Annotated in this window: 23 protein-coding genes and 1 pseudogene; 7 read left to right on the top strand and 17 right to left on the bottom strand. The window is 68.4% G+C overall.

All coding sequences use genetic code 11. The features are described from left to right. Positions 1-50 precede the first annotated feature (50 nt). The 9 genes from ACIO1C_RS24750 to ACIO1C_RS24710 form a co-directional block, all read right to left on the bottom strand. Positions 51-557 (bottom strand): methylated-DNA--[protein]-cysteine S-methyltransferase, encoded by a 507-nt coding sequence (locus tag ACIO1C_RS24750; RefSeq protein ID WP_401866937.1) that lies wholly within the window; start codon positions 555-557, stop codon positions 51-53. Positions 558-568: 11 nt separating this feature from the next. Next, positions 569-2,065, bottom strand: a complete 1,497-nt coding sequence (locus ACIO1C_RS24745) for an AlkA N-terminal domain-containing protein (protein WP_401866935.1) — start codon at positions 2,063-2,065, stop codon at positions 569-571. Positions 2,066-2,145: 80 nt separating this feature from the next. Next, the gene (locus ACIO1C_RS24740) at positions 2,146-2,667 is read right to left on the bottom strand and encodes an O-acetyl-ADP-ribose deacetylase (protein ID WP_401866933.1); all 522 of its coding nucleotides are present in this window, start codon (positions 2,665-2,667) and stop codon (positions 2,146-2,148) included. Positions 2,668-2,731: 64 nt separating this feature from the next. Further along, entirely contained in the window at positions 2,732-4,147 is a 1,416-nt protein-coding gene (locus ACIO1C_RS24735; RefSeq protein ID WP_401866931.1) for a phytoene desaturase family protein, read from the bottom strand. 124 nt (positions 4,148-4,271) lie between these two features. After that, positions 4,272-5,198: an inositol monophosphatase family protein gene (locus ACIO1C_RS24730; RefSeq protein WP_401866929.1), complete on the bottom strand. Its 927-nt coding sequence runs from the start codon at positions 5,196-5,198 to the stop codon at positions 4,272-4,274. 54 nt (positions 5,199-5,252) lie between these two features. Further along, positions 5,253-7,070: a gamma-glutamyltransferase family protein gene (locus ACIO1C_RS24725; protein WP_401866927.1), complete on the bottom strand. Its 1,818-nt coding sequence runs from the start codon at positions 7,068-7,070 to the stop codon at positions 5,253-5,255. Positions 7,071-7,119: 49 nt separating this feature from the next. Further along, positions 7,120-7,605 carry a tyrosine-type recombinase/integrase gene (locus ACIO1C_RS24720; protein ID WP_401866925.1) on the bottom strand — a complete coding sequence of 162 codons (486 nt, stop codon included), beginning with the start codon at positions 7,603-7,605 and terminating at the stop codon, positions 7,120-7,122. Between the two features lie 61 nt (positions 7,606-7,666). Then, positions 7,667-8,137: a tyrosine-type recombinase/integrase gene (locus ACIO1C_RS24715; protein ID WP_401867419.1), complete on the bottom strand. Its 471-nt coding sequence runs from the start codon at positions 8,135-8,137 to the stop codon at positions 7,667-7,669. Between the two features lie 615 nt (positions 8,138-8,752). Then, the gene (locus ACIO1C_RS24710; protein ID WP_401866923.1) at positions 8,753-9,406 is read right to left on the bottom strand and encodes an alpha/beta hydrolase; all 654 of its coding nucleotides are present in this window, start codon (positions 9,404-9,406) and stop codon (positions 8,753-8,755) included. 227 nt (positions 9,407-9,633) lie between these two features. On the opposite strand from ACIO1C_RS24710, the gene ACIO1C_RS24705 reads away from it, so the two are divergent. Then, a complete protein-coding gene (locus ACIO1C_RS24705; RefSeq protein ID WP_401866921.1) occupies positions 9,634-10,845 on the top strand; it encodes a cytochrome P450 in 1,212 nt (403 codons plus the stop codon). A gap of 17 nt (positions 10,846-10,862) precedes the next feature. On the opposite strand, the gene ACIO1C_RS24700 is transcribed toward ACIO1C_RS24705, so the two are convergent. After that, positions 10,863-11,315, bottom strand: a complete 453-nt coding sequence (locus tag ACIO1C_RS24700; RefSeq protein ID WP_401866919.1) for a winged helix-turn-helix transcriptional regulator — start codon at positions 11,313-11,315, stop codon at positions 10,863-10,865. A gap of 145 nt (positions 11,316-11,460) precedes the next feature. Beyond that, positions 11,461-12,114, bottom strand: a pseudogene (locus ACIO1C_RS24695) (M20/M25/M40 family metallo-hydrolase); the annotation flags it as partial. Between the two features lie 4 nt (positions 12,115-12,118). Between ACIO1C_RS24695 and ACIO1C_RS24690 the strand changes: the two are divergent. Further along, positions 12,119-12,343: a hypothetical protein gene (locus tag ACIO1C_RS24690; RefSeq protein ID WP_401867479.1), complete on the top strand. Its 225-nt coding sequence runs from the start codon at positions 12,119-12,121 to the stop codon at positions 12,341-12,343. Positions 12,344-12,506: 163 nt separating this feature from the next. Here the strand turns inward: ACIO1C_RS24690 and ACIO1C_RS24685 are convergent, their stop codons facing one another. From ACIO1C_RS24685 to ACIO1C_RS24670, 4 genes are all read right to left on the bottom strand, one after another. Next, complete coding sequence (locus ACIO1C_RS24685; RefSeq protein WP_401866918.1) at positions 12,507-12,929, bottom strand: hypothetical protein; 423 nt, start codon at positions 12,927-12,929, stop codon at positions 12,507-12,509. Positions 12,930-13,082: 153 nt separating this feature from the next. Next, positions 13,083-13,448 carry a hypothetical protein gene (locus tag ACIO1C_RS24680; RefSeq protein ID WP_401866916.1) on the bottom strand — a complete coding sequence of 122 codons (366 nt, stop codon included), beginning with the start codon at positions 13,446-13,448 and terminating at the stop codon, positions 13,083-13,085. An 870-nt stretch (positions 13,449-14,318) separates the two neighbouring features. Continuing rightward, positions 14,319-15,146: an enoyl-CoA hydratase/isomerase family protein gene (locus tag ACIO1C_RS24675; RefSeq protein WP_401866914.1), complete on the bottom strand. Its 828-nt coding sequence runs from the start codon at positions 15,144-15,146 to the stop codon at positions 14,319-14,321. A 218-nt stretch (positions 15,147-15,364) separates the two neighbouring features. Continuing rightward, complete coding sequence (locus ACIO1C_RS24670) at positions 15,365-15,556, bottom strand: hypothetical protein (protein WP_401866912.1); 192 nt, start codon at positions 15,554-15,556, stop codon at positions 15,365-15,367. A gap of 88 nt (positions 15,557-15,644) precedes the next feature. On the opposite strand from ACIO1C_RS24670, the gene ACIO1C_RS24665 reads away from it, so the two are divergent. Then, positions 15,645-16,628 carry an IS481 family transposase gene (locus ACIO1C_RS24665; protein ID WP_401866910.1) on the top strand — a complete coding sequence of 328 codons (984 nt, stop codon included), beginning with the start codon at positions 15,645-15,647 and terminating at the stop codon, positions 16,626-16,628. A 58-nt stretch (positions 16,629-16,686) separates the two neighbouring features. Here the strand turns inward: ACIO1C_RS24665 and ACIO1C_RS24660 are convergent, their stop codons facing one another. Continuing rightward, entirely contained in the window at positions 16,687-17,574 is an 888-nt protein-coding gene (locus tag ACIO1C_RS24660) for an NmrA family NAD(P)-binding protein (RefSeq protein WP_401866908.1), read from the bottom strand. Positions 17,575-18,441: 867 nt separating this feature from the next. On the opposite strand from ACIO1C_RS24660, the gene ACIO1C_RS24655 reads away from it, so the two are divergent. After that, positions 18,442-19,284, top strand: a complete 843-nt coding sequence (locus ACIO1C_RS24655) for an alpha/beta hydrolase (protein ID WP_401866906.1) — start codon at positions 18,442-18,444, stop codon at positions 19,282-19,284. Between the two features lie 1,315 nt (positions 19,285-20,599). Next, the gene (locus tag ACIO1C_RS24650) at positions 20,600-20,869 is read left to right on the top strand and encodes a hypothetical protein (protein WP_401866904.1); all 270 of its coding nucleotides are present in this window, start codon (positions 20,600-20,602) and stop codon (positions 20,867-20,869) included. Positions 20,870-21,043: 174 nt separating this feature from the next. On the opposite strand, the gene ACIO1C_RS24645 is transcribed toward ACIO1C_RS24650, so the two are convergent. Then, positions 21,044-24,577: a hypothetical protein gene (locus ACIO1C_RS24645; RefSeq protein WP_401866902.1), complete on the bottom strand. Its 3,534-nt coding sequence runs from the start codon at positions 24,575-24,577 to the stop codon at positions 21,044-21,046. 327 nt (positions 24,578-24,904) lie between these two features. On the opposite strand from ACIO1C_RS24645, the gene ACIO1C_RS24640 reads away from it, so the two are divergent. Both ACIO1C_RS24640 and ACIO1C_RS24635 read left to right on the top strand, forming a co-directional pair. Beyond that, entirely contained in the window at positions 24,905-25,285 is a 381-nt protein-coding gene (locus ACIO1C_RS24640) for a hypothetical protein (RefSeq protein WP_401866901.1), read from the top strand. Positions 25,286-25,527: 242 nt separating this feature from the next. Next, a complete protein-coding gene (locus ACIO1C_RS24635; protein ID WP_401866899.1) occupies positions 25,528-25,923 on the top strand; it encodes a hypothetical protein in 396 nt (131 codons plus the stop codon). Positions 25,924-26,151 lie beyond the last annotated feature (228 nt).

Raw genomic sequence — 26,151 nt, 5'->3', positions numbered from 1 at the left:
CCGGCCGGGTCAGAACAGCGTTGCCGTCGCGGGGACTTCGCAGGGGCCGGTCAGAACAGCGTTGCCGTCGACGGGACTTCGGCCGCCGCCCCCTCGAACACCAGCAGGCGCTGCTTGCGGTCCAGGCCGCCGCCGTACCCGGTGAGGCCGCCGGTCGAGCCGATGACCCGGTGGCAGGGCACGATGATGCTGACCGGGTTCTTGCCGTTGGCCAGTCCCACCGCCCGTGAGGCGCCCGGTTTGCCGAGGGCCTCGGCCAGTTCGCCGTACGACCGCGTCTCGCCGTACGGGATGCGCGCCAGCCGCTCCCACACACTGCGCTGGAACGGGGTGCCCGCCAGGTGCAACGGCAGCTCGAACGTGGTCAGTTCGCGGTCGAAGTAGGCGGTGAGCTGACGCCGTACCTCGCCGAACGGCCGGGGGTCCGGTTCGCCGAAGGTCTCCTCCGCCGGGCGGTGGCGGTGCTGGACCATGTAGAGGCCGCTCAGGAGGCCGTCGGTGGCGACGAGCGTGAGGGGTCCGTACGGGCTGTCGATCACGGTGTGCTGCTTGAGCATGGGGAACTTTCCTATACGGGAAGGTGGTTGATGGCGTGGTCCTCGGTCGCCCACAGGTACTGCACCGCGTAGGCCCGCCACGGGCGCCAGGCCGCGGCCCGGGCGGTGAGCGCGGCCGGGGTGGCGGGCAGGCCCAGCGCGGCGGCCGACCTGCGGACACCGAGGTCGCCCGGCAGGAACGCGTCCGGGTCGCCGAGCGCGCGCATCGCGATGACCTCGACCGTCCAGGGCCCGAAGCCGGGCAACGCCATGAGCCGGGCGCGGGCCTCGTCCCAGTCGCTGTCGGTGCCGAGCCGGAGCGAGCCGTCGGCGAGGGCGCCGACCAGCGTGGTGAGGGTGGTACGCCGGCTGCGCGGCAGCGCGAGGGCCTCCGGGTCCAGTGACGTCAGGGCCTCGGTGGTCGGGAAGAGGTGGGTGAGGCCGCCCTCGGGGTCGTCGACCGGCACGCCGTACGCCGTGACCAGCCGCGCGGCGTGGGTGCGGGCCGCCGCCGTGGAGACCTGTTGGCCGAGCACGGCCCGTACGGCGAACTCTGCGGCGTCGGCGGTACGGGGCACCCGGCGGCCCGGCGCCTTGTCGACCAGCGGGGCCAGCAGGGGATCGGACCGCAGCTGCTCGTCCACGGCGACCGGGTCGGCGTCCAGGTCGAGCATCCGGCGGCACGCGCTGATCGCGAAGGTCAGGTCGCGCGGATCGGTGAGCGAGAGCCGGCAGGCGATGTGGTCGGGGCGCGGCGACAGGGCGACGATGCCGTGTCCGTACGGCAGGGAGAGTGTGCGGCGGTACGCGCCGTCCCGCCACTCCTCCACACCGGGCACGGCCGTCGCGGCGAGGTGGCCGAAGAGGTTGTCGGGGTTGAGGGGCGCGCGGAAGGGGAGCCGCAGGGAGATCACGCCGGGGGCGGGCGCCTCGTCGCCGCGCGCACCACCGCCCCGGTGGCCGCGACGGGCCCCGCGCGTGCGCAACTCGCTCGGTGAGAGGGCGAAGACCTCGCGGACCGTGCCGTTGAAGGCCCGGATCGACGCAAAACCGGCCGCGAAGGCGACCTCGGCCATCGGCAGCGCGGTCGTCTCGATGAGGACGCGGGCGGTCTGGGCGCGCTGGGCGCGGGCCAGGGCCAGCGGCCCCGCGCCCAGTTCGGCGAGGAGCTGGCGCTCGATCTGCCGGGCGGAGTACCCGAGGCGGCCGGCGAGTCCGGGCACGCCCTCGCGGTCCACGACGCCGTCCTGGATGAGCCGCATCGCGCGGGCGACCGTGTCGGCGCGGGCGTTCCACTCCGGTGAGCCGGGGCTGGTGTCGGGCCGGCACCGCTTGCAGGCCCGGAAACCGGCCTGCTGGCAGGCGGCCGCGCTGGGGTAGAAGGTCATGTTCTCGGCCTTGGGGGGCACGGCGGGACAGCTGGGCCGGCAGTAGATCCGGGTGGTCAGGACGGCGGTGAAGAACCACCCGTCGAACCGCGCGTCCTTGGACCTGACGGCCCGTACGCAGCGCTCGGTGTCGGTGTACATGCCCTCCAGCATCCGGCACCGGGGAGGCGGGGGCTGGCAGGAATCCGACATCAGGGTGGGGCTCGGTCTCCATGATCCCGTCAGGACGCCGCTGCCAGCGCCGTTTCGAACGCCCCGTACGCCGCCGCGTCGAAGAGCACGAACCGCACCTCCTCGACCGGTGCCACCGCCGCCTCGCGTGCCGTGCGGACCGCGATCCGGGCGCCGTCGTCCATCGGCCAGCCGTAGACGCCGGTGGAGACGGCCGGGAAGGCGACCGTCCGCGCGCCCAGTTCCGCGGCGATCCTCAGGGACTCGCGGTAGCAGGAGGCGAGCAGGCCGGAGCGGTCCTCGTCACGGGCCCAGACGGGTCCGACGGTGTGGATCACCCAGCGGGCGTCGAGGAGGCCGGCCGTGGTGGCGACGGCCTGGCCCGTGGGCAGCCCCCGGCCGTAGTGCCCGGCCCGCAGCTTCCGGCACTCGGCCAGGATCTCGGGGCCGCCGCGCCGGTGAATCGCGCCGTCGACCCCGCCGCCGCCGAGCAGCGACGAGTTGGCGGCGTTGACGATCGCGTCCATGCGCTGCCGCGTGATGTCGCCCTGGACCAGTGTCAGATGTGCCATGCGGGAAACTCTGTCAGGCCGGGGCCGTGAAGCGCACGCCCAATAGGGTCCACCCGGAGCACCGTCACTCCGCCCGCAGCCGTCGCCACACCGCCTTCGCCGCGTTGTGCCCCGACATGCCGTGCACCCCGGGCCCGGGCGGAGTCGCCGACGAGCAGAGGAAGACCGCCGGGTGCGGGGTCGTGTACGGGAACAGGGAGATCTTCGGCCGCAGCATCAGCTGGAGGCCCGAGGCGGCGCCGCACGCGATGTCGCCGCCCACGTAATTCGCGTTCTTGGCCGCGAGCTGCGGCGGGCCCGCCGTCGCCCGGGCCAGGACCCGGTCGCGGAAGCCGGGGGCGAAGCGCTCGATCTGCCGCTCGACGGCGTCGGTCAGATCGCCGTCCCAGCCGTTCGGGACGTGGCCGTACGCCCAGAACACGTGCTTGCCCTCGGGCGCGCGCGACGGATCGACCAGGCTGGGCTGGGCGGTGATCAGGAACGGGGTCGTGGGCGCCTGTCCGCCCGACGCCTCCCGCAGCGCCCTGCCGATCTCCCCGGTGGTGGGGCCCACCTGGACCGTGCCGGCCCGGCGCGGCTCCTCGGCCGTCCAGGGCACGGGCCCGTCCAGCGCGTAGTCGATCTTGAAGACACTCGCCCCGTAGCGGTATCCGTCGTACACCCTGCCGAGCCCCGCGATCCGGGCGAGCGCGGTCGGTGAGGTGTCGAAGACGTACGCGCGCGCGGGCGGCAGGTCGTCCAGCCGCTTGATCTCGTACCCGGTGTGGACCGTGCCGCCGAGGGCCCGGAGGTACGCGGTGAGCGCGTCGGAGATCGACTGGGAGCCGCCGCGCGGCACCGGCCAGCCGCCCGCGTGCGCCGCGAGGGCGAAGATCAGGCCGACGGCGCCGGTGGCGATGCCGTTCAGCGGGGCGATCACGTGCGCGACCAGTCCGGCGAACAGGGCCCGCGCCTTCTCGTCGCGGAACCGGCGCGCCAGCACGCCGTACGGCGGGAGGCCGGCGAGACCGAAGCGGGCGAGGGTGACGGGGTGGCGCGGGAGGGTGGTCAGCGGCAGGGACATGAAGTCCTGGGCCAGTTCGTCCCACCGGCCGAGGAAGGGCGCCACGAGCCGCCGGTACGCCCCGGCGTCGCGCGCGCCGAACGACGCGGCGGTCTCGGCGACGGAGCGGGACAGCACGGCGGCCGTGCCGTTGTCGAACGGGTGGGCCATGGGCAGCTCGGGGTGCAGCCACTCCAGGCCGTACCGGTCGAGGGGCATGGTCTTGAAGACGGGGGACCCCGCGCCCAGCGGGTGGACGGCGGAGCAGGGGTCGTGGCGGAATCCGGGGAGGGTCAGCTCCTCCGTCCTGGCGCCCCCGCCCACGGTGTCCCTGGCTTCGAAAACGGCCACGGAGAAGCCGCGGCGGGCCAGTTCGACCGCGGCGGTCAGTCCGTTGGGGCCCGCCCCCACGACGACTGCATCGAGCATCGACGGCACCTTCGGACTCCTTCGTCAGCCGATGGCCAGGACCCCCAGGATATTCCTGGGCACGGACAGCCCGGACGCCGGTACTGTCCGCGACGGCCGGGCGCCGCCGGGAGGGGCCCCGGCCAGGCCCCGGTCAGGCCCCGGCCAGCAGCAGGTCCCGTATCCGACGTGCCGTGGCCGCGTCGCGGGCGGCCGTGAAGGGGAGCGTGTTGCCGCCCGTGATCCGGAACGGCTCGCCCGCGAGCGTCGTGTCCCCGCCGCCCGCCTCGGCCACCAGGAGCAGCCCCGCCGCGTGGTCCCAGGCCAGCTCCCAGCTGAACGCGACCGCGTCGAGGGCGCCGCGTGCCAGGGCCAGGTATTCCAGTCCCGCGGAACCGCACGCGCGGGTGTCGACGCCTTCGGTACGGAGGGCGAGGAGCGCGCGCTTCTGGTCCTCGGTCGTGTAGTCCGGGTGGGACATGGCGACGGTGAGCGGCGCGCCGGGCGCGGGGGCGCCGGAGCGCAGGCGGGTGCCGTCCAGCCAGGCGCCCCGGCCGCGCACGGCGATCGCCATCTCGTCCAGCGCGGCGGCGTACGTCCACGAGGCCAGCACCTCGCCGCCCTGGGCTAGGGCCACGAGCGTGCAGAATCCGGGCTCGCCCCGGACGAACTGGGCGGTGCCGTCGACCGGGTCCACGATCCACACCGGCGCCTGGCCGCGCAGCGCGTCGTACACGGAAGGATCCGCGTGCACGGCCTCCTCGCCGACGACGACGGAGCCGGGGAGCAGGGCGGTCAGGGCGGCGGTGAGGTGCTCCTCGGCGCCCCGGTCGGCGATGGTGACCAGGTCGTGCGGGCCGCTCTTCTCGACGATCTCGTGGGCGGCGAGCTGCCGGAAGCGCGGCATGATCTCGGCGGCGGCGGCCGCGCGGACCGCCGCCTCGACGGCGGACACCAGCGGCCCGGAGGCCGTCGAAGCGTCGGCCGCCGCCCCGGGGGCCGTCCGGCGCACCGGCACCCTCGTGGACAGGAGGTCTCCGTACCCGGCGCCGCCGGCGCTGCCCGCACTGTCATCGATCATGCGTCCATACCATCACGCGGCACTGACAACGCGTATGACAGGTCGGGTGACAACTCAGCGGCCTACGGCGTAACCCTGCATGCCGCGCGGGTTCGCCGCCGCCGACAGGACGCCCGTCGCCGGATCCCTCGCCACCACACACAGCCGCCCCTCCGACCACGGCTCGCCGACGGTGACGTCATGGCCGAGCCGCCGCAGTCCGTCGATGACGGCGGGGTCCATGCCCTCCTCGACCGTCACGCTGCCCGGCCGCATCCCGCGCGGGTAGAAGGAGCTGGGGAAGCTGTCGTTGTGCCAGTTGGGCGCGTCGACGGCGCCCTGGAGGTCGAGTCCGCCGCGCACGGACCCGCGCAGGACGAGGGCCAGGAAGAAGTGGAGCTGCCACTGGTCCTGCTGGTCCCCGCCGGGCGTACCGAACGCGAGCACCGGCACCCCGTCGCGCAGGGCGAGGGACGGGGTGAGGGTGGTGCGCGGACGGCGGCCGGGGGCCAGGGAGTTGGGCAGGCCCTCTTCCAGCCAGGTCATCTGGAGCCGGGTGCCGAGCGGGAAGCCCAGCTCGGGCACGACGGGGTTCGACTGGAGCCAGCCGCCGCTGGGGGTGGCCGCGACCATGTTGCCCCAGCGGTCCACGATGTCGAGGTGGCAGGTGTCGCCCCGGGTGGCGCCGTCCTTGGAGACGGTCGGCTCCCCCGCGCCCGGGACACCCATCGCACTGAACTCCTCGCCCTCCGCGACGGCTCCGGCGTGCGCGCTGAGGACCGGCGTACGCCCCTCAGGACTGCCGGGGCGCAGTTCGTACGAGGCCGTCCCGCCGATCAGGGCCCGGCGCGCGGTGTTGTACGGCTCGGAGAGCAGTACGTCGAGCGGCACGTCACCGGCGGCCCCCTCCCCCGCGTCGCCGTACCAGGCCTCCCGGTCGGCCATCGCGAGCTTGCAGCCCTCGACGAGGAGGTGGACGTACGCGGCGGAGCCGTACGCGGGCAGGTCCGCCGCGCGGGACGGCAGCAGGGCGAGCTGCTGGAGGAAGGCGGGGCCCTGGCTCCAGCCGCCCGCCTTGCAGAGCGTCCAATCGTCCCACTCGTACGTGGCGGGGGCCTCGTACGACGCGGACCAGCCGGCCAGGTCGGCGGCGGTCAGGGTGCCGGTGTGGTGCTCCCCGCTGGTGTCGAGGGTCGGGCGGGCGGCCTGGCGCACCAGCGCCTCGGCGATGAACCCCTCGCGCCAGACGGCCCGGGCGGCCTCGATCTGGACGGTCCTGTCCGCGCCCGCCGCCTCGGCCTCGGCGACGAGGCGGCGCCAGGTCGCGGCGAGGGCGGGGTTGCGGAACAGCGTTCCGGGGGCCGGGGCGTTGCCGTCGGGCAGGTAGACGGCGGCGGACGAGGGCCACTCGGTCTCGAAGAGTTCCCGGACGGTCTCGACGGTCTGGCCGACCCGTTCGACGGGGGCGTGGCCGTCCTCCGCGTACCCGATGGCGTACCGCAGCACCTCGGCGAGCGTCCACGTGCCGTGGTCGCGGAGCAGCAGCATCCAGGCGTCGAAGGCGCCGGGGACGGCGGCGGCGAGGGGCCCGGTGCCGGGGACGAGGGTGAGGCCGAGCGAGCGGTAGTGCGCGACAGTCGCGGCGGCGGGGGCGGGCCCCTGCCCGCACAGCACCCGTACGTCACCGCCGGCCGGTGCCAGGATGATCGGCACCTCACCGGCGGGCCCGTTGAGATGAGGCTCCACGACGTGCAGCACGAACCCGGCGGCGACGGCGGCGTCGTACGCGTTCCCGCCGCCCTCCAGGACGGCCATCGCGGACTGCGAGGCGAGCCAGTGGGTGGAGGAGACCATGCCGAAGGTGCCCTGGAGGGTGGGTCGGGTGGTGAACATACGGGCTCTCACCTCGCTGTTTACGCGCGTCGGACAGTCGAATCTGCACTCAGGATCGAGTCTGGGGAGAATCTGGGGAGTTCGGACTGGAGCTCTCCTCCTCCCGCTCCCCCAGCAGGCTATCGATCGCCCTGCGCCCCTTCTTCCCCGCCTCCGGCATGAAGTGCGCGTAGTGATCGAGCGTGATGGTCGGCGACGAATGCCCCAGCCATCTGGCGAGGGTGACGACCGACTCTCCTGCCTCCAGCACGATGGATGCGTACGTGTGCCTCAATACATGGAACCCGTCCTTCGGTGCCGCTTGCCACTGCCAAGGTTTCGCCCCCTTGGCACGCGGAGGGATGACACCTGCCCTGGCCAGGGCAGGCTTCCAGATCTCGGTGTTCCACGTGTTGGCGGCGATCGCGTTCCCGTACTTCGTTGTCAGAACGAGGCCGAACTTCTTCCGTTCCCTGTCCGATTCAGGCCCGCCCCAGGGAAGCTCGACCTTGTCACCGGGGTACGTCCTGGCATGCTTCACCAGCTCGTCGGCCACGGAACGCGGCATATCCGCAACGCGCGTTTTGCCACCTTTGGGAAGGGTAAAGTACTTGCGGCTATTGACTATTTGCACCTGACGTCGGACGTGGAGGACTCCACGCGCGTGAGTCGACGTCCTCCATGCTCAGACCGAAGACTTCGCCCTGACGCAGACCGCACCCAAGCCCAAGAATTACCGCTGTACGGTGCCTCTGGCTGATCTCATCACGCACCCTCCGAGCTAGCGCCTCAGGCCACGCCTCGCGACGCTCATCGGGCAGCTTCGGCGATCGGACCGACTTGGACTTCATCGGATTCCGAGCAAGACGCTTGTCATCAACCGCTGTCTCGAGGACGCTCGACAGCGTTGTGAGGATGCTGCGGGCGTACTGCGGCGAGCACGAGGATTCGAGTTTGACTATGTAGGCACGAAGCTCGGCCGCAGACACCTTGTTCAGCGAAACACCGCCCAGGTGCGGTATTACGTGTAGCCGAATCCGCTGATCGATGGTCTTGCGCGTCTTGACTTCGCCACGCACACCCGGCATCCAGTACCGCCCCACGTATTCAGCGAGCGTTATGGAACCGTCACGTGGATCGACGAACTCGCCACGCTCCTGGTCGGTACTTGATCGCCGGAGCCATGCCTTGGCATCCTCCAGCACGTCAAAGGACCTGTCCCGGACACCGGATATGCCGGATACCCGATACCTCTTGCCCTTTCCGTAGCGTTCGGTGCGCTCTCGTTTCCCGGTGACCGGGTCCTTCTTCTCTTGATCCAGCGGTCTTCGATGTAGCCGGCCAGGGGAGTCTCCTTTTCTGGAGGGTGCAAACGGCCCTCAACGACGAACGGAACGTCAGACGCTGGGGCGGCTGCGTTGCTGTGGAGTTGCGCTCAGCGGGCTCAGGGTCGTGTTGGAGCGGGAGTCAGCCTGCTCCTGTTCGCGGACCCAGGCGTCAAGGGCATCCACCCGGTACATGACGCGACCACGGGGGCCCATGCGGAAGCTATTAGCCCCAGTTATGACGATGTTCTGTCGTGGCTTCATTCTGTCCCCAAAAGGATAGGAGCTTACCTGAAACAGCTTCATCGCACTTTCCGTAAAAATTCCACGGCCAGGGAGCGCCCCCTACACCCGCTGCCATTTTTCGCGGAATCCTCGTCAAGCGATCCGGCTGCGGATAAATTCCGTCATATCGTCGACCTCGTGCCCCGCGACATCGTGCCCCAATTTCGGGTAGATACGGATGTCCGCGTGCGTGTGTTCCCACGTCCAGGCCTCCGTCCGTGCCACCGCGTCCTGCGGGATCACCCCGTCGAGTCCGCCACGGCCCCAGAAGACCGGTGGCCTGGTGCCGGCAAGCACGAGGTCCCCCGGCAAGCTGCCGTCGACGACGAATCCGCCCAGCTGTACCGCGTACGAGAAGCGTGCCGGATCCTGCCGCATCATCTGCAGCGCCATCGCGGCCCCTTGCGAGAAGCCGATCAGCCCCACCGAGGAGAACCCGGGCTGTCCGTCCATCCAAGCGAGAACGGCCCTGGTCATGGCATTCGCCAAACGGGGCTGTGGGTTGCCGATCGGGTTGCCCCGGCTGGGGAACCAGGCGTACCCGCCCGCTTCCGCGATGGGGGCGCGCACCGACGCGACAACCACGTCCCCGTGGAGACGGCGGGTGATTCGGAAGAGATGCGTCTCGTCATAACTCCACCCGTGCAACGCCACCAGGAGAGGGCGGCCGACGCGCTCATCTTCGGGCGCGGACCACAGCACGGCCTCGCCGTCGATGACCGGGGGGAGTTCCGCTGTCCGGCTCACGATCAACTCCCAGAATCCGCTTACGAATGGGTTGCTCTTCAATCTTGGCCGCGCGGCCCGATGGCGTCCAATACGATATTTGCTTTCTGTGATACCTCGAAAGCATGAGCTTCTGTTTGACTGGGCGGTGGCACGGGAGCATTCTGAGAAAAAGGCGAGTGATCGTTGGGTCATGCCCTGGCCGAGGAGATCACTCACCCGCTCCGAAAAAGAAAGTTACTGTTTCGATGAACCGCGCCCCCAGTCCCTTCACACAGACAAACGGGCCGGCACGGTACGCCGACTTCGCCGAGCTGGCGGCGGCCGGTCCGGTCCAGAAGACCGTTCTGTTCACCGGAGTCCCTGTCTGGCTCGTGACGGGCCACGCGGAGGTGCGCCACGTACTCGCCCATCCCGATATCGCGAAGCAGAACCGCGGTGGACCGCACATCGACCGGATCCCCGCGGAACTCAACGCGGCGCAGAACACCCATATGCTCACCACCAACCCACCGGACCACACGCGCCTGCGGCGCCTGGTGACCGCCGCGTTCACCCGGCGCCGGATCGATGGCCTCGCACCGCGCATCCAGGAGATCGCCGACGGACTCCTCGAAGAGATGGCGAAGACCGCGGCAGCCGGGGGCCGCGTGGACCTCGTGGCCGACTTCGCCTATCCGCTGCCCATCGAGGTGATCTGCGAACTGCTGGGGGTACCCTCCGAATACCGGAAGAGGTTCCGTGCGTGGTCCCACATCGCCGTCAACGGCAGCGCGCACCCGGCCGACACGTACATCGACAACGTCAGGCAACTGGTCGACTTCGTCAAGGACCTCGTCGCACTCAAACGCGCGAACCCGTCCGACGACCTGCTGTCAGCACTGATCAGTGTCCGGGACGGCGGCGACCGCCTCTCCGAGGACGAACTGACCTCCATGGTCAAGCTGCTGCTGGTCGCGGGACACGAGACGACCGCGAGCGCCATCGCCCTGGGGATGAACGCGCTGCTGCGCCACCCTGAGCAACTGCGCTCTCTGCGCGACGAGCCGGAGCGGATGCGCGACGCGGTCGAGGAGTTGCTGCGGTACGACTCTCCGTTGCACGTAGCCATCCCCGCGGTGACCACCGCCCCTGTCACGGTCGGCGGCACCACCATCCCCCAGGGGGAGGTCGTCGTCGCCGTACTGTCCACCGCCAACCGCGACCCCAGCCTCTTCGAGGATCCCGCGCGACTGGACATCTCACGCGACAACGCTGCCGCGAACCTGGCCTTCGGCCATGGAATCCATCACTGCCTGGGGGCGCCCCTGGCCCGGCTGGAAGTGAGGCTCGCGCTCACATCCCTCCTGGCCCGCTTCCCCGACCTGCGACTGGCGGACGCGGCCGGCGAACCACCCCGCGAACCGGCGCTGCTCGTCAATACCCTCACGGAGCTGCCGGTACTGCTGCTCGACGGGTGAGGAGGCGGCTGTGCGACTCAGCTCTCAGGAGCCGCGACGAAGTGGACATCGGAAACAGCGACCTCGCGGCCTTCGTCGTCGATGAAACCCACGTGAACTGCCTGCCCGGTGGACCGTTGGCGGCGAAACGCGGACGGTCCGGACGGCCGTGGGCAGTTGTCGTCTCCCCACTGCTGGAATGCGGCCAGAATCAGCCGCAGCTCTTCGCCTGCTGGAGTCAGGTGGTAGCTGGCGCGACGTCTGCTACCGGCCGGCATCTGATAGTCGAGCTTGCGGATCACCCCTCCGGCTTCGAGGGTTTTCAGGCGCGTGCTCAGCAGGTTGGACGCGATGTCCAGGGTCGCCTGGAGCTCACTGAATCGATAGCAGCCGCTGTAGATCCCGCGGAGAATCAGCAACGTCCACCGCTCGCCGAGCAGGCCGAGACTTCGCTCGATCGAGCATGACGGCTCGTTGGACGGATGAGGCACGGGCACCCACTCTCAGGCGATGACTTCGAAAATCGCAGCCTATCTGAGTTTACTATTAGTAGTTAGGGGTCCTTGCCCTAGGGGGTCTCCGCGGAGGAGACCTCGCGGAGTGTGGGCGCGGCAGGCGTGTTAAGTGTGTCAGGTGTCAGCCTCCTCCGACCGAACCCGGCAGGGGTCGGCTCAGCCGCTGCAGCAGTCCAGCGACCAGGGCGGTCTGCGTGGGCACGGTGTCGGGGTAGATGAATTCTCCTCGGGCGTGCGCGCCGTCGCCGATCGCACCCAGGCCGCACAGCACAGGCAGGCCGAGGGCGGCGACGAAGTTGGCGTCGCTGGCGCCGCCGACGGCCGCGTCGGGGAGGTGGTCGCGGCCCTGCTCACGGGCGACATCGCGGGCAAGGGCAAGGAGCGGCCCGGATGCGGCGTTCAGGGTCATCGGCGGCCGGTTCCAGGCGCGGTCGACTTCGACACGGACGCGAGGGTCGCTCACCTGGATTGCGTCGAACTCGGCGTCGATGCGCGCCCGTTCCGCCGGGTTGCTGACCCGGATGTCGAGCTGGGCGGTGGCCCGGGCGGCGACGACGTTCGTGGCGGAGCCGCCGTTGATGAGCCCGGTGTTGATCGTGGTGCCCTTGTCGGCGGCGGCGATGGCGGCAGCGGCGAGGACGAACTCGGCCAGCGCGGTGATGGCGCTCGCCCTGTCCTGCGGTGCGAGCCCGGCGTGCGCCTCGACCCCGGTGGCGGTGACCCGAAAGATGCCGGTGCCCTTGCGCGCGGATTTGACCGCGCCGTGCACGGTCGGCCCGTTGTACCTGTTCTCGATCTTCGTGGTCGGTCCGATGCTCGCCGTGCACCTGGGCGCGTCGAGCCGCGTCATGGCTCGGTACGACGCGTTCGAGGTCGTGAGGACGATCGAGAGGGACGGCACCACGATCGCCGCGGCCGTCCCCCTGTTCTGCCACGATCTGCGGGGACAACGATCGGGCGTCCACGCGTGGACGAGCGACGCCCCGGCGCGGGCCACTTCCTAGATCCAGAACGGCTGTACGGAACGACGGAGCTCCTGACAGACCTCAGTTTTCTCAGTCGAGAACCCGTCTGCCAGGAGCTTCGTCGTTCCGTACAGCCGCCGTCACCTGTCAACACCGGGACGGAAAATCCGCCCAGCGACAAGTTGTAGCTGCTTCGATCAGGTCAGCAGGGTCCGAACGAAGTGATGCTGTCCTGGAAGGCCTGGAGGTTGAACTGGCTCAGATCATTTATCTCGGTGTGCGGGGCAAGCGGAAGCATCGCGCCCCTGAAATTGCTGTCCACGAAGAAGCACATCTTCTTCCCGGTGTCATTCCTGATCGAAGATATGGAATCCTGGAAACCGAGACCCACTTCGTTGTTCTCTTCGCGAAGATTGGACTCCCGGAAAGCACTCCCGATACTTGTGCAGCCTTGGAACTGCGCGTCCCGACAGATGGTCAGCCAACCGCTCGCGGCAGGTGCGGCACTTGCCGCCGGCATCCCGGAGGGGGAGACAGCGCTGCGGATGAGACCACTCCGGCAAAAGAGAGTACCTTTTTGGAAACGGAGAACATCGTCATCCTTACTCGTGTTTTCACTCGCCACGGAGGGAGATTTGTCGCGTGACGGAAACTTCCCCGCGATGGCCGTTCCATCGGCTTCGGCGACGCCGTAGATGCTGTGACACCGTCAGAGGAAGAATCTGGCGGGGTCGCAGCATCTACGGAAGGAATCCAGCGGAGACCCGCCTTACCAGGTCTACGGCCTGTAGGCCGTCTTCCACCAGATTGCCCCTTGGCGCTGCCCGATGATCACCATGCTGATGACGCCGTTCGCCACCGCGAGGAACGGCGCGACGTTCGTCTGCCAGCCCTGGCTCTCCGCCTGCCATCCCCTGAAGGAGCGGTTCCGGTCCACCAGCTGATTCCACAGATGGCCGTCGGTACCCCTCGCGGACACAAGCATGTCCCCGTTTTCGAGCGACGCGATGACCGGGGAGCTGTCTAGTTCGATGCCGGACAGCTGGGACAGGTTGGACCAATGAATGCTCGGAACACTCGGAGCCTGGTTGCTGGTGATGTAAACGTTATTGTTTCCCAATCCCCGGAAAGCAAGCCAGAACATTCCATCATGTGGATTATATGTCACTGTCGGGGCGCTGTCACTCCGATGGTTGGTTTGACCGTTGGATACAGCCAGAGGGGGTGACCAATTTCCACTTCCATTGGGAAGGAAGCTGGTGTACATCTGCGTGTCGGTCGCACTCGAAAATGCCATCAGAATTCCGCCGGGGCTTGATACCACGGAAACCGACTGATAGGTCGCGATCCCGCTAGACGCCCTCTGCCAGGAGATCCATGAATTTGGATCTCCCGGGTTTGAGCTGCGACTCCACCAGACCGACGCGGATGCCCCGGTGTGGAAGGCGTAGTAATAACCGGCGGAGTAGACGACGCGAGGGGCGACAAGGGTTTCTGTAGGCGCGAAGGCTACGGGGAACCCTTGCCCGTGGTTCACAGCCACCCAGACCATGTTATCCGACCACCCACGCCGGATGGTCACCAACGTTCCATCGGGTCCGGTCGTCTCCGACATTGTGTCCGTCGACTGAGCCTGAATGCCACCGGACTGTTCCGGGCTCCACTGGTTACTTTCTCCGGGTTCGCTCGCAAAAGATTGCGTTCCCGTGGCGAGAGTCACCGCAAAAGCGGCGATCAGGGCAACAATCAGAAGCCGCCACTGTCTCAAATGCAAGAGCATGAAAAAAACCTCTCAATGATAGAGTTCCGCCACTTCCGATACACGCAACAAGGCGCACACGGAGGGGCACCGTCATGGAAGGATGCCGTCTCTGATCAAATCGATTCTTGACAACCGCTGACCAAAGATCAATTCGCGGCGCGCCGAGAACGGAAGGCTATCAGCCTGTTTCCAGGCGTCCCTGTCCGCAGCAGGAGATTTCTCTGTGGTTTATATTGATGGTCGAGGAGCCGCTCATACTCGGTTCGGCACAATCTCCCGGCCGAGGTTCAACTCCACTCCGTCCGGCCTCTGGAGCCCTCGCTCGAACAGGGTCCGTACGTGTGCGGCGTTCTCGGGGCGAGCGGAGGTCTGGAAGAAAGCCGCCAGACCGGGAGCGAATTCCTCGTCCTCGGGCAGCGATGCCACGTTCACGAGTTCCTTCGTCCGCGAGACGGCCACCTTGTCGAACCGCGCCACCCGTCGGGCGAAAGCATCGACGAAGGAATCGAGTTCAGCCTCCGGCAGCACGCGGTTGACGTAGCCGTACTCGGCCGCGAGGGCCGCGGGAAAGTCGTCTGCTCCGAGCAGGATCTCCAGTGCCCGCCCGCGGCCGAGAATGCGGGGAAGCCGGGCGACAGCCCCGCCACCGGGGACCGCGCCGACACCCACCTCGATCTGGCCGAGAATCGCGTTCTCGCCGGCAAAGCGGATGTCGGTGGCGAGCACGAACTCGCTGCCGGCGCCGCGCACACGCCCCTTGATGGACGAGATGGTCAGGACCGGCAGACTGGCGAGACGAACGAAGTTGTCCAGGTAGGGATGCAGGCCGGTGGGTCCGGGCTGCATGGCGCCGACCCGGGATCGATCGGCGAGGAAATCCCAGTGCGCGATGAAGAACTCAGGGTTGGCGCTGTCGAAGACCACGACGGTGAGATCGGGGTCTGCTTCGATCCGGTCGATGAGGACCGCAAGATGCTCGACGGTGTCGACATCCATCAGATTGATGGGGCCGTTCTCGAACGTCACCTTCCAGTAGGCGGGTGAGACTTCTGTGACGTGAAACTGATCTTCGATTGCCATAGTACTGAGCATAATAGCTGCCTTTAAAAAAACAAGTGAGGGAATGGTCAAGCTTCAACTTCTCCGCGGGGCGCGTCGGACGGACCGTCAAGTGCCCCTGGACGTCACCCTGTTCATGCCGCTGATCGATTGCCATCGCACCGGTGACAGCACGAATCGGACAGCCCGCGGGGCAAGCCGGATTCACTCTCCGCCGGCCGCGGGTACGACCACGACGCCTACCGCGCAGCCGGCTTCGAGGGTGCAGGCCGCCGCTGGAGGAGCTGGGCCAGCAGCGCGACCGCCGCCGCGATCCCGATCATGTAGGGCAGGACCGCCTGGAACCCCTGCCCATAGGCGTGGGGGGATACGGCACTGCCGGCGGTGTCGAAGAAGATGATGCCGAGGAGCGCGACACCTGTATTGATCACGAGCGTTGTTGACACTCGTGGGTCTTGAACATGACGAAGACCTCCGATGTGGTGGAGCTGTCTAGGACTGCACCACACGGAGGTCTTCGTGTCCCACCGTAATGCCCGGCTGACCGTTCACGGCAGGCGGATTCTCATCGAACGAGTCCTCGCGGGCCGTCCGGTCGCCCACGTCGCCGCAGAGATGGGCATTTCGCGGCCCACCGCCCATAAGTGGGTCCGCCGCTGGCGGGCCGAGGGCGAGGCCGGCCTTCACGACCGCTCCAGCCGGCCTCGCACGACGCCTCACCGCACGGCCCCCGAGACCGAATCCGCTGTCTGCGATCTGCGCCAGGCCCGCAAACTCGGCCCGGCCCGGATCGGCCCGATTCTCGGGCTGCCCGCCTCCACGGTCCACCGGATCCTTGCCCGCCACGGCCTGAACCGGCTGGCCCGGCTGGACCGCCCGACCGGCGAACCGATACGCCGATACGAGCGCCGCCGCCCCGGCGAGCTGGTCCACGTCGACATCAAGAAACTCGGCAACATCCCCGACGGCGGCGGCTGGCACACCGTCGGCAGAGCAGCGGGCGACCGCAACCGGCAGGCCACGACCGACCAGCGCAAGAGCTGCAAACCGGTGATCGGCTACAGCTACATCCACTCCGCCGTCGACGACCACTCCCGCCTCGCCTACAGCGAGGTCCTGGCCGACGAACGCCAGCACACAGCGATCGCCTTCTGGCAGCGTGCCCATGCCTTCTTCGCCGGCCACGGCATTACCGTCGACCGCGTCCTGACCGACAACGGCTCCTGCTACAAGTCCAAGCTCTTCACCCAGACCCTGGCCGCGGCCGGCAATACCGACAAGCACATCCGGCCCTACCGGCCACAGACCAACGGCAAGGTCGAGCGCTTCAACCACACCCTGCTCGACGAGTGGGCCTACCTGCGGCCCTACACCTCCAACACCGAGCGCACCCAAGCCCTGGCAGACTTCCTCCACACCTACAACCACCACCGCTGCCACACCGCACTCAACGGACACCCACCCATCAACCGCGTCAACAACGCTCCAGGTCAATACACCTAGCACGTTCACCGCCCACAACTGACCGCAGCACATACAAGTCAGCCTGACGTCAGGCAGATCAGCCGGCCGACTTGGTGTCGCCGGGCTCGAACTGGGAGCGGTTCTCGTTGATGAATTCCTCGACCGTCACCATGGGCCGACTGTTGATGGTCGAGGCCGTGTCGCTGACGCCTGCCAGACGTCCCTCCCGCTGATCGATGATGACAGCCTCGAAATGCTTGAGCTTGAGGGTGTCATTCTCGATGCCGAGCAGTTCGAGGTATGTGGGCACGGTGACCTGCTCGAAGGCAAGGGCCCTCCCCAGCACTCGGCTCACCTCACCCGCGAGCTCCTGGTGGCTGTACTCCACCGGGCCCGTGAGCGTGAGGATCTGGCCGCTGTACTTCTCCGGCGAGGCCAGGATGCCGGCGGCGGTCAGCGCGATGTCACGGCCGGCGATCGGAGCGAAGCGGCTGTCCCCGTCGAACGGCATCACGTAGCGACCGGAGCGGATGAGCCCGGAGATGTAGAGAAGCCACTGCATGAAGAATGTGACCCGCAGGTGGGTGGTGGGCACGCCGGACCAATCGAGGACCTGTTCGGACAGCCAGTGGTTCTGGGTGGCCTTGCTGCGCGCGTAGGGGCGTGACTGTATCTGCGACATGTTCACGATGAGCTCGAGATCCTGCTCTTTCGCCGCCTGCGCGAACATGACGGCCGCCTCTACCAGCCCCTCACCCAACGGGTAGTTGAAGTAAGCACGTCGGACGCCATCGAGCGCCGCTCGCACGTCGCGGAAGTCAAGGAGGTCACCGAAGACGACCTCGGCGCCCGCCTCGCGCAGTTCCTGTGCTCGCGCGTCATCACCGCGGACCATGGCACGGACGTGAAATCCGTCCTTGAGGAGATAGTCGACCATCGGCCGGCCGGTGGCGCCGTTGGCGGTGGTGATCAGAATCGTGGTCATTCGCCTCTTCTTTCGATGTGCAGGGTGCTGGCGGGACACGGCATCAGTGCAACCTCACGATGTGCCCGGTCCACTCAGCCGTTGGTCCGGTTGCGTGGACCGGGCACGACCGGTGTCTCCGCGCCCCAGCGCGTTCGGTCGCGCCGAAGGGGGCGTACGCCTGCCGTTGTGGCAAGGAGCGCACACCGCCGTCCGGCTTCGACCTTTAGATGTCTATCGTAATTCAAAAGTCCAACCCTTGCATCCGGGCCCCTTGACCTGCGAGTTCCCCACAACCGGCTGCGGACATCGGCTGCTGACGGGACCTGGGCGAAACACGACGGGATCTTCCGGTCTTCGTGGCGACGGAGGGGCGCGCCGCCGTGCCGCAAACACATCACCGTCCACAGGGCCCTGCAATTGCAACCGGCCTGCGCGGGCACCGAAATGCGCTTGACCGCCTTCGGAGGGAAGGTCCCGGGAACCGCTCGCCTGCTCGCGTGGCGTCTCTCCCGATTCCCCGGAGAATGCGTCTGAGCCGGGCCCACCTGAGGCACGGCACCACTTGACGGACCCCCTTTGCCAACAGCCCGGCCGGGGCGACCCGGAGTCCACACCGTGCCGGTCCGGCGTCTATGCTGCTTATGCTGCAAAAGCATACGAATTAGCTGGCGGCTTGAGGCTTCCTCGGAGGCCGGCTTCACGGTTACGTGACGTGTTCACACACTCTCCGAGCGCCGTTGACGGGCCAACTGCGTTATTTGAGCAAGGCGGTAATACATGTCGTTCTTCTGGGATCCAGAGGTCGTCACGGCAACGGTTCAGTTCTTCGGGGAACGAGAGCCGTCCACCCCTCCTCCGGCAGGGGATGTCGCGTCCCGTCGGGCCGTGATCGACGCAGCACACGCCAGGATCGACGTGGCGCAACCCGTGCCGGACGACGTGGTCGTCAAAGACTTCGAGGTGACCGCCGGCGACGGCGCACGACTGCTTCTGCGCTGGTACGCGAAGGAGGGCACGAACCCGGGATCGGCGGTCCTCTTCCTCCACGGCAGCGGAATGATCTGCAGCAGTGTCGGGCTCTACAACGGGACGGTGTCCCGCTTCGTGTCGAACAGCGGGGTCCCGTTCCTGTCGGTGGAGTACCGCCTGGCTCCCGAGTATCCGCATCCGACCCCGGTCGAGGACGCGTTCACCGGCCTGGCGTGGCTCACGGAACATGCCGAGGAGTTGGGAATCGACCCAGCCCGCATCGCGGTAATGGGCGACAGCGGCGGCGGCGGCGTAGCGGCCGGCCTGGCCCTGCTGGCACGCGACCGCCAGGGCCCCACGATCGCCCGGCAGATCCTGCTGTACCCCATGCTCGACGACCGCAACACCACCCCCGACCCCGCGCTCGAGGGGCTCATCACCTGGTCGTACGACGACAACATCACGGGGTGGGGGGCACTGTTGGGCGACGCCCGCGGAGGGGCTGACGTGTCGCCGTACGCGGCCCCCGCACGGATGACGGATGCCACCGGAATGCCGCCCCTCTACATGGAGGCCCTTGAGCTGGACATCTTCCGGGATGAGGACGTCAAGTATGCCCAACGGACCGCTGCCGCCGGGGTGAACACGGAACTCCACCTCCACCCGTCCGTACCACATGCCTTCGAGACCGTCGCCTTCAACACCTCCGTGGCACGGCGCATGAAGGCCGACCGCATCCGCGTCCTGAAATCACTCTGACCCAGGCGCCACACCCCGGGCACAGCAGCACGTAGACGCTGCGGCCGGCCGCGATCGCCCGTCAAAGGCAATCCCACCGGCCGCAGCGCCACACTGTCCACAGCTGTCCACGGGGCGCCGAGCCCGAACCTTGGCGCTTTCACCACGCCGCCCAGGCGTCGCAACAGAGGCCGGGAGCCGCAGCAACGCAGACCGTCCCGATTAGAGTACGGGTATAATCTTACCCAGGGATGGGCGGAAGGCTATGGCCCTCCAGGGAGCGGGCGAAGGTATGGCGCGATACGGGAAAGACCAGAAGCGGGCGACGCGGCAGCGGATCATCGAAACGGCCGGTCGCCGGTTCGAACGGGACGGCATAGACGGCTCCGGCGTCGCCGCGCTCAGACCAGACGGGCCAGACGCTTGCTCGTGTTGTGCAACCGGATGCTGCCGATAGTGGGGAGCAGCAGTGTGCGGTATCCGTCCAGGCGGATCCCGGGGGCCTTCACGTCATGGAAGATGGTGAAGGACTCGGTCGCGGACCCCTTCTTCTTAAAGCGCGGGTGGCCGACGGGCCGGCCTTTGCGCCTGCCGGCGCAGGAGTCGACCCAGTTCTTCCAGGCGCGGTCGGCGTTGTCGAAGCCGGACAGGAAAGCGTAGACGTCAATGCGGGCAAATCGCTGTGTTCACTGCCCTGCTTAGCCTGTGCAAGCGCCGCGCAGGCCCGATCGTCCCTGCGGGCCGGCGAGTTGCGTCAACAACCCGACGGCGATGAAGGAGTTCTCTTCGCGCTGGCGCGAGCAGCTGCCGTACGCGCGGAAGTACGCGGTCGCCGAAGAGGTGCGAACGTGGGTGACCGTGCTACGCGGCCAGGGCCGGCGCGAACACCGGCCTCGCGGCTACGAGTACATCCGCCGCTACCTCGCTACCCTCCAGCCCGTCCTGACCGGCTGGGCCGCCGACGGCATGACCACCCTGCGCCCGATCACCCCCGACGACATCGAGACTGCTGTCGCCGACCGGCGCGGCGCGCCGGGACGTCACCTTGCCGTCTGCCTGCGCGGCTTGTTCCGGGCCCTACGGCAGGAGCGGGTCGTCTTCCGAGATCCCACCCGGAACCTGGTCGTCGGCGGTGTCGGCGGCCTGCCGAAGTCGGTGCCCTCCGACGTGCTCGCCGGGCTACTGGCCCAGGTGAAAACCGCCTTCGGCTGCCTCGTGATCGCCTTGATGGCCGTCCACGCGCTACCCGGGCACGAGGTCCGCACCCTGCTCACCGAGGACCTCGACCTGTCCCGCCGGCACACTTCAGATCCGCCGCGGGCTACTGTGGCACACCGTGTGTCTGGAGGAGTTCACCCACCAACTCGCCGCCGACTGGCTCACCTACCGGCACCGCCGCTGGCCTGCCTCGGCCAACCCGCATCTGCTGGTCAGCAGGTGCTCGGCCCTCGACCAGGAGCGGCCACCGGTGTCTATCGAAACCGTGCGGATGGTCTTCCCGAAGGGCGTGACGATGGACGGGCTGCGTCAGGACCGCATCTTGAACGAGTCGTCCGACAAGGCCGATCCGCTGCACCTGATGCGGCTGTTCGGCATCACCGCGTAGACAGCCATGCGCTACATCAAAGCCGCCCACCCGGAGCGCACAGCCAAGCTGCCGCGGCGACGGTGGCCGAGGCGAAGGCTGCGAGCGACCGCGGTTGCCAGAGCTGACCAACCACGAAGGGTGTAGCTACACCCTTTCGGGATGGTCGGTTGCATGGGGCCGCAGGCAATCCGGTCACTCCGCCTGCATGCCCTCGGGGGCGAGGAGTTCTCGGATCGGGCTGCAGGCGTTGCAGTGCCAGAGGCGGACCGTGCCGTCGCCGTGGGAGGTGGCGATGTCACGGCTCTCGGCGAGGAAGGTGATGCCTTCTACGGAGGTGCCGAAGTCCTCGAAGGTGAGGGGTTCTCCTCCGGTGTGGGTGCGCCACAGTCGTACGGTGCCGTCCTTGCCTGCGCTGGCGACCCAGTCGCCGTCAGGGCTGAAGGCGACGTTCCACACGAATCCCTGGTTGCCCCGCAGGATGAGCGGATCGCGGTCCTGGGTGAGGTCCCAGATGCGTACGGTGCCGTCGTCGGCGCCGCTGGCCAGGTGGTGCCCGTCGGGGCTGAAGGCGACTGTCCATACCAGCCCGCGGTGCCCGCGCAGGACGTGCAGAGTACGCCCGTTGCGCGCGTCCCGGATCCGCACCGTGCCGTGCGTCTTCTCGTCGGCGCCGGTGGCCACCTGCTGTCCGTCCGTGCTGAAGGCCACGGACCGGAGGTTGGTGCCGTCTGCGGAAGGGCGGACGAATGCCGGGCGGTGGCCTTCGGCGAGATGCCAGACTCTCAGGGTTGCGTCGCCGTCGATGCTGGCGACCCGCTGCCCGTCGGAGCTGAGGGCCACGGACCATGCGCCGTCCTTATGGTCGTTCAGTACCGCCATTGGTGCGGTGCCACCCGTGAGGTCCCAGATCCTTACCGTTCCGTCCGCGCCTGCGCTGGCCGCGCGCCGTCCGTCCTGGCTGACGGCGAGGCCGAGCACGTCCCCGTCGTGTCCGCCCAGCACGCGCGCGCGGCCTCGCGCCGGATCCCAGACGCGCACCGTCCCGTCCTGGCCGCCGCTGACGACTGGCCGCCCCCCGGGGCCGCCTGCGTCCACGGTCCATACCGCGCCCTCGTGGCCGCGCAGCATCACCGGGTCACCGGGACCGCGCGGATCCCAGATCCGTACCGTGCCGTCCGAGCTGGCAGTGGCCAGGTAGCGACCGTCCGGGCTGAAGGAGGCGGCCCAGACCACGCCCTGGTGGCCGCGCAGTACGAGCGGATTCCCGCCGCCGGAGGGATTCCAGACACGGATCGTGGCGTCGTCGCTGGCGGTGGCCACCAACTGTCCGTCGGAGCTGAAGGCCGCACCTTCCACTGTGCCGCTGTGACCGCGCAGCACGACCGGGGCCACTTTGCCGCGAGTGTCCCACACCCGGGCTGTGCCATCGATGCCGGCGCTGATGAGCCGTGTGCCGTCCGGGCTGTAGGCGAGTTCTTTCGTGTCATCGCTGTGGCCACGCAGCACGGTCAGGACTCGCCGTCCCGAGAGATCCCAGATGCGTACGGTGCCGTCATGGCCGCTGCTGGCGAGCCGTCGCCCCTGCGGGTCGAACGCCACCCCCACCGCCGCGCCCTCGTGCCCGCGGAGGATCGTCGGTACGCCCTTGCCCTGAGCGTCCCAGATCCTCACTGTTCCGTCGTCGCCCGCGCTGGCGATCTGTCGCCCGTCCGGGCTGAATGCCACGGTCCATACCGGGCCCTTGTGGCCATGGAGTACCAGCGGCTTGGCGGTGCCGCCCAGGACCCACACCCGTACCGTGCCGTCCAGGCCCGCGGTGACCAGGTACCGCCCGTCAGGGCTGAACTCGGGGCTCCATGCCTCGCCTCCGTGCCCGCGCAGCACGCGGGGTGTGCTGCCGGCGACCCGGCCGTTGGCCCACTGCCACACCCGTACGGTGCCGTCCGTACTCGTGTCGGCCAGTTGACGTCCGTCCGGGCTGAAGGCCACGCCCAGGGCCCGGCCGCGGTTCCCGGGGAGCGTGAGGGTCAACCGGTCGTCGGCCACCGCCTGCCGCAGCACCGTCTCGGCCTCCGCCGTCGGCGCCGTCGTGTATGCCCGCAGGGCCAGAAGCCGCGCCTGGCGGGGGTCGGCCTCCAGCGCGCTGCGTGCCTCGGCGGCCAGTTGCCGGGACGTGGCCCGGCCTCGCTCGGCCGCCGTCCGCTCCGCCTGCACCAGCGTCGCGCCGCCCAGGGCGCCCACCACCGCCACCACCGTCGCTAGCGCGACTACACCGAGCCGCACACGTCTTTGGCGGCTTGTGTGTTCGTGCGTTCGGCGGGACCGGCAGGCGTCCAGGAAGGCCCGCTCCGCGTCGTTGAGCCGCTCCAGACCGCGCTCGTCCCAGGCCCGAAGCCGGGCCCCGTGGAACAGATAGCCCTCGTCCCGGCCGTGCTGCTCCCACTCGGCCACGGCCTCGGTAAGCCGGCGATGGGCACGCAGCAGCTCGCGGTCCTCCACCAGCCAGGCGCGCAGCCGCGGCCAGCTGCGAATGAGCGCCTCGTGTGCGACCGTTACGGATTCCTCGTCGGCCGTCACCAAGCGTGCTGCGATCAGCCGGTCCAGTACGACGGACACCGCCTCGCGATCCGCGCCCCCCAGCAACTCCCCACGTGGCGCCCGTCTGCGCATATCCTCCGTACCCTCGCCCAGAGCGGTCAGCCGTACGAACAGATGTCCGCAGAGCCGCTGTTGTATGACGTCCAGCGTGCTGTAGACATGCTCGGCGCTCTGCGCGATCGCCCCGCGCACCCCGCCCGCTGCCCGGTAACCGGCCGCGGTCAGCGCCGTCCCCCGCCGTCTGCGCCAGGTCTCCAGCAGTGCGTGCGACACCAGTGGCAACGCCCCGGGCTGGCCGAGGGCATCGCTCACGACGGCCTCGACCAGTTCGGGCTCGATCTTCACACCTTCCCGCTTCGCCGGCCCGATGACGACCTGGCGTAGATCGGCCTCGTCCATGGGCCCGATCAGCACCTGCCGGCCGTCGAGCGCCGCCACCAGGTCGGCATGTTCCGCGCAGCGGGCGTAAAAGTCGGCCCGTACCCCGAGCATGACCCGTGCCCGGGGTTCCCTTACTGCGGCCAGGAGCAGTGCGACGAATCGTGCCCGCTCCCGCTCGTCCCGGCAGAGTGTGAAGACCTCCTCGAACTGATCGACCACAATCAGCAAGCGCGCCGTGTCCGGAAGACCCATAAGGATCTGCCGGACGGTGAGCCGGATTCCCTCGGGATCGGCGCTGAGCGCGTCACACAGCGAACTCGCCTCGATATTCTTCAGGTTCGCCAGATGGAGGGCCAGTTCCTCGACCGGGCGCTCACCGGGCACCAGCAATACGGTTGGCCAGTCCTGGCTGCCCTCGACGGCTCCCGCCCGGACCGAGGGTAGAAGGCCCGCCCTCAGCACCGAGGACTTCCCGGCACCGGAGGCACCGAACACCGCCATAAACGGGGCATCGCCCAGCCGGGCGCACAACTCCCCCACCAACCGCTCGCGCCCGAAAAACCGGTCGGCGTCTCCCGGCTCGAAGGTGGCCAACCCCAGGTACGGCTCATCTGTCGCCGTGTCAACGGCCCCGGCGGACTCGGCGGGCGCCAACTCGGCGGCCAGCCGCCGCCACCGCTCCTCCCATGCTTCCCGGTCCCCTCCGCACGCCTCCGCATACGCCAGCGTGACTGCCAGGCTCGGCACTTCCCGCCCACCGGCCGCCTCGGACAACGCCGTCACCGAAAAATGCGCCCGCCTGGACAACTCTCGATAACTCAACCGCCCCGCTGCCAGCCGTAACTGCCGCAACTCCCAAGCGAACTGCTCAAGCGGCCCTGCCTCGGGATCCAGCCCACGCTCAGGACGCCCCACGGCCAACCCCCTTGGTCAGACATTGTTTGTCCACCATGGCATGCCCATGCTGGACAACCCGGTCGCGACTATACCTAGGACGAGCGACACAGAAGCCGCACCAATTGGCCACATGTTTCACGTGCAAGATCACGCGACACCACGACACAAGGGGAAGATATGCGGAAGACCTCAGCCCTGTCCGCCGTTGCCGCCACAGGTCTCGGCCTCGCACTGGCGATGGCAACGCCCACATACGCCGCCGACGCCACTGACCGCGGCTCCCGGGAGGGGACAGTCCGAATCCAGGAGCCCTCCGACCCGCAGGCGCTCGCCGGCTGGCTCGGTACCTGCTACCCGGAGCGGTCGGCGACCCGGGCAGGGGGCTGGTGCGACGGAAACGGCCCGAACTGGAACTACAGCGGCTGGGTCCGCTGCAGCAACGGCTACGAGTACTACGGACCGTGGAAGTGGGCCGGTGACCGGACCAAGTCCTACGCGTACTGCCCGAGCGGCACATCCTCGGTGAGCGGCGGCCTGGACGTCGCCTACTTCAGCTGAGCCCGGATCCACCGGCCTGATGCCTGTGGATGGCCTTTCGGGAAACGAGGAAGTGCCTTGCGACCTGCGATGATGGGAGTTCTCCAGGCTTCCAGCACGCACGATCGGCAAGGCACTTCTGAGATGCAATCCTCCCATGCCGCGGCGGCGGTCTCATCCGCGTTCGATGACCCGAATCTGATCGCGTACGGCGGGCTGGGGCCGGTGGTGCGGCTGGCGAATCGGTCGGCGAGGGGCCGCAGGTGAAAGCCTATGCTGGCGGCCATCCCCACAAGCAGACCCAACCGCACGAGAGCCAGAACACCGCCGGGTGTAGCTCTACGCCCAACCACGAACGTGCAGAACCTGCGCGTCAGGGCTTCCAAATCGGCAGACCGACGCGCGAGTTTTCGCTCGTTCCCCTCCAGGAATCTGCGAACCCGCGCGCTTCTGACGTCACCACGCAGAAGATGCCCACGGCCCGGCTCGGTGACGAGCGGTGGAGCCTGCGGATGACCTTCACCGCTGGCGGAAGCAGCAGCGTGGTCAAGCAGACGGCGATCCGCACCGGCACCACGGTGGTCCTGCTCGCCGGTTCACCCGCCCTTGTCGATGCCCATGTGAACGAGGCGTTGACCAAGGCCCGCTTCGTGAACTGACTCTGTGCCACCGTGCCCCGCTGCGTTCACGGCACACGCCCGTCCAGGCGCAGCAGAGGGAATCTACGGCCGAACAATGGGAAAGGCCCAACCCCGCGAAGGGGGCTGGGCCTTTCCCGATTTAGACCGTGTCCTAGGGGTCGTCTTCAAAGCCGATCGGGTGATGCGGGATTATGGCGGGTGTGATTCGTCGTCATGAGTTGTCGGATGCTGAGTGGGCTGTGTTGT

The organism is Streptomyces sp. NPDC087420 (assembly GCF_044744165.1).
Classification (GTDB): Bacteria; Actinomycetota; Actinomycetes; order Streptomycetales; family Streptomycetaceae; genus Streptomyces.
Note: the sequence above shows the minus strand (reverse complement) of the source record. Positions and strands in the feature narration are given on the sequence as shown.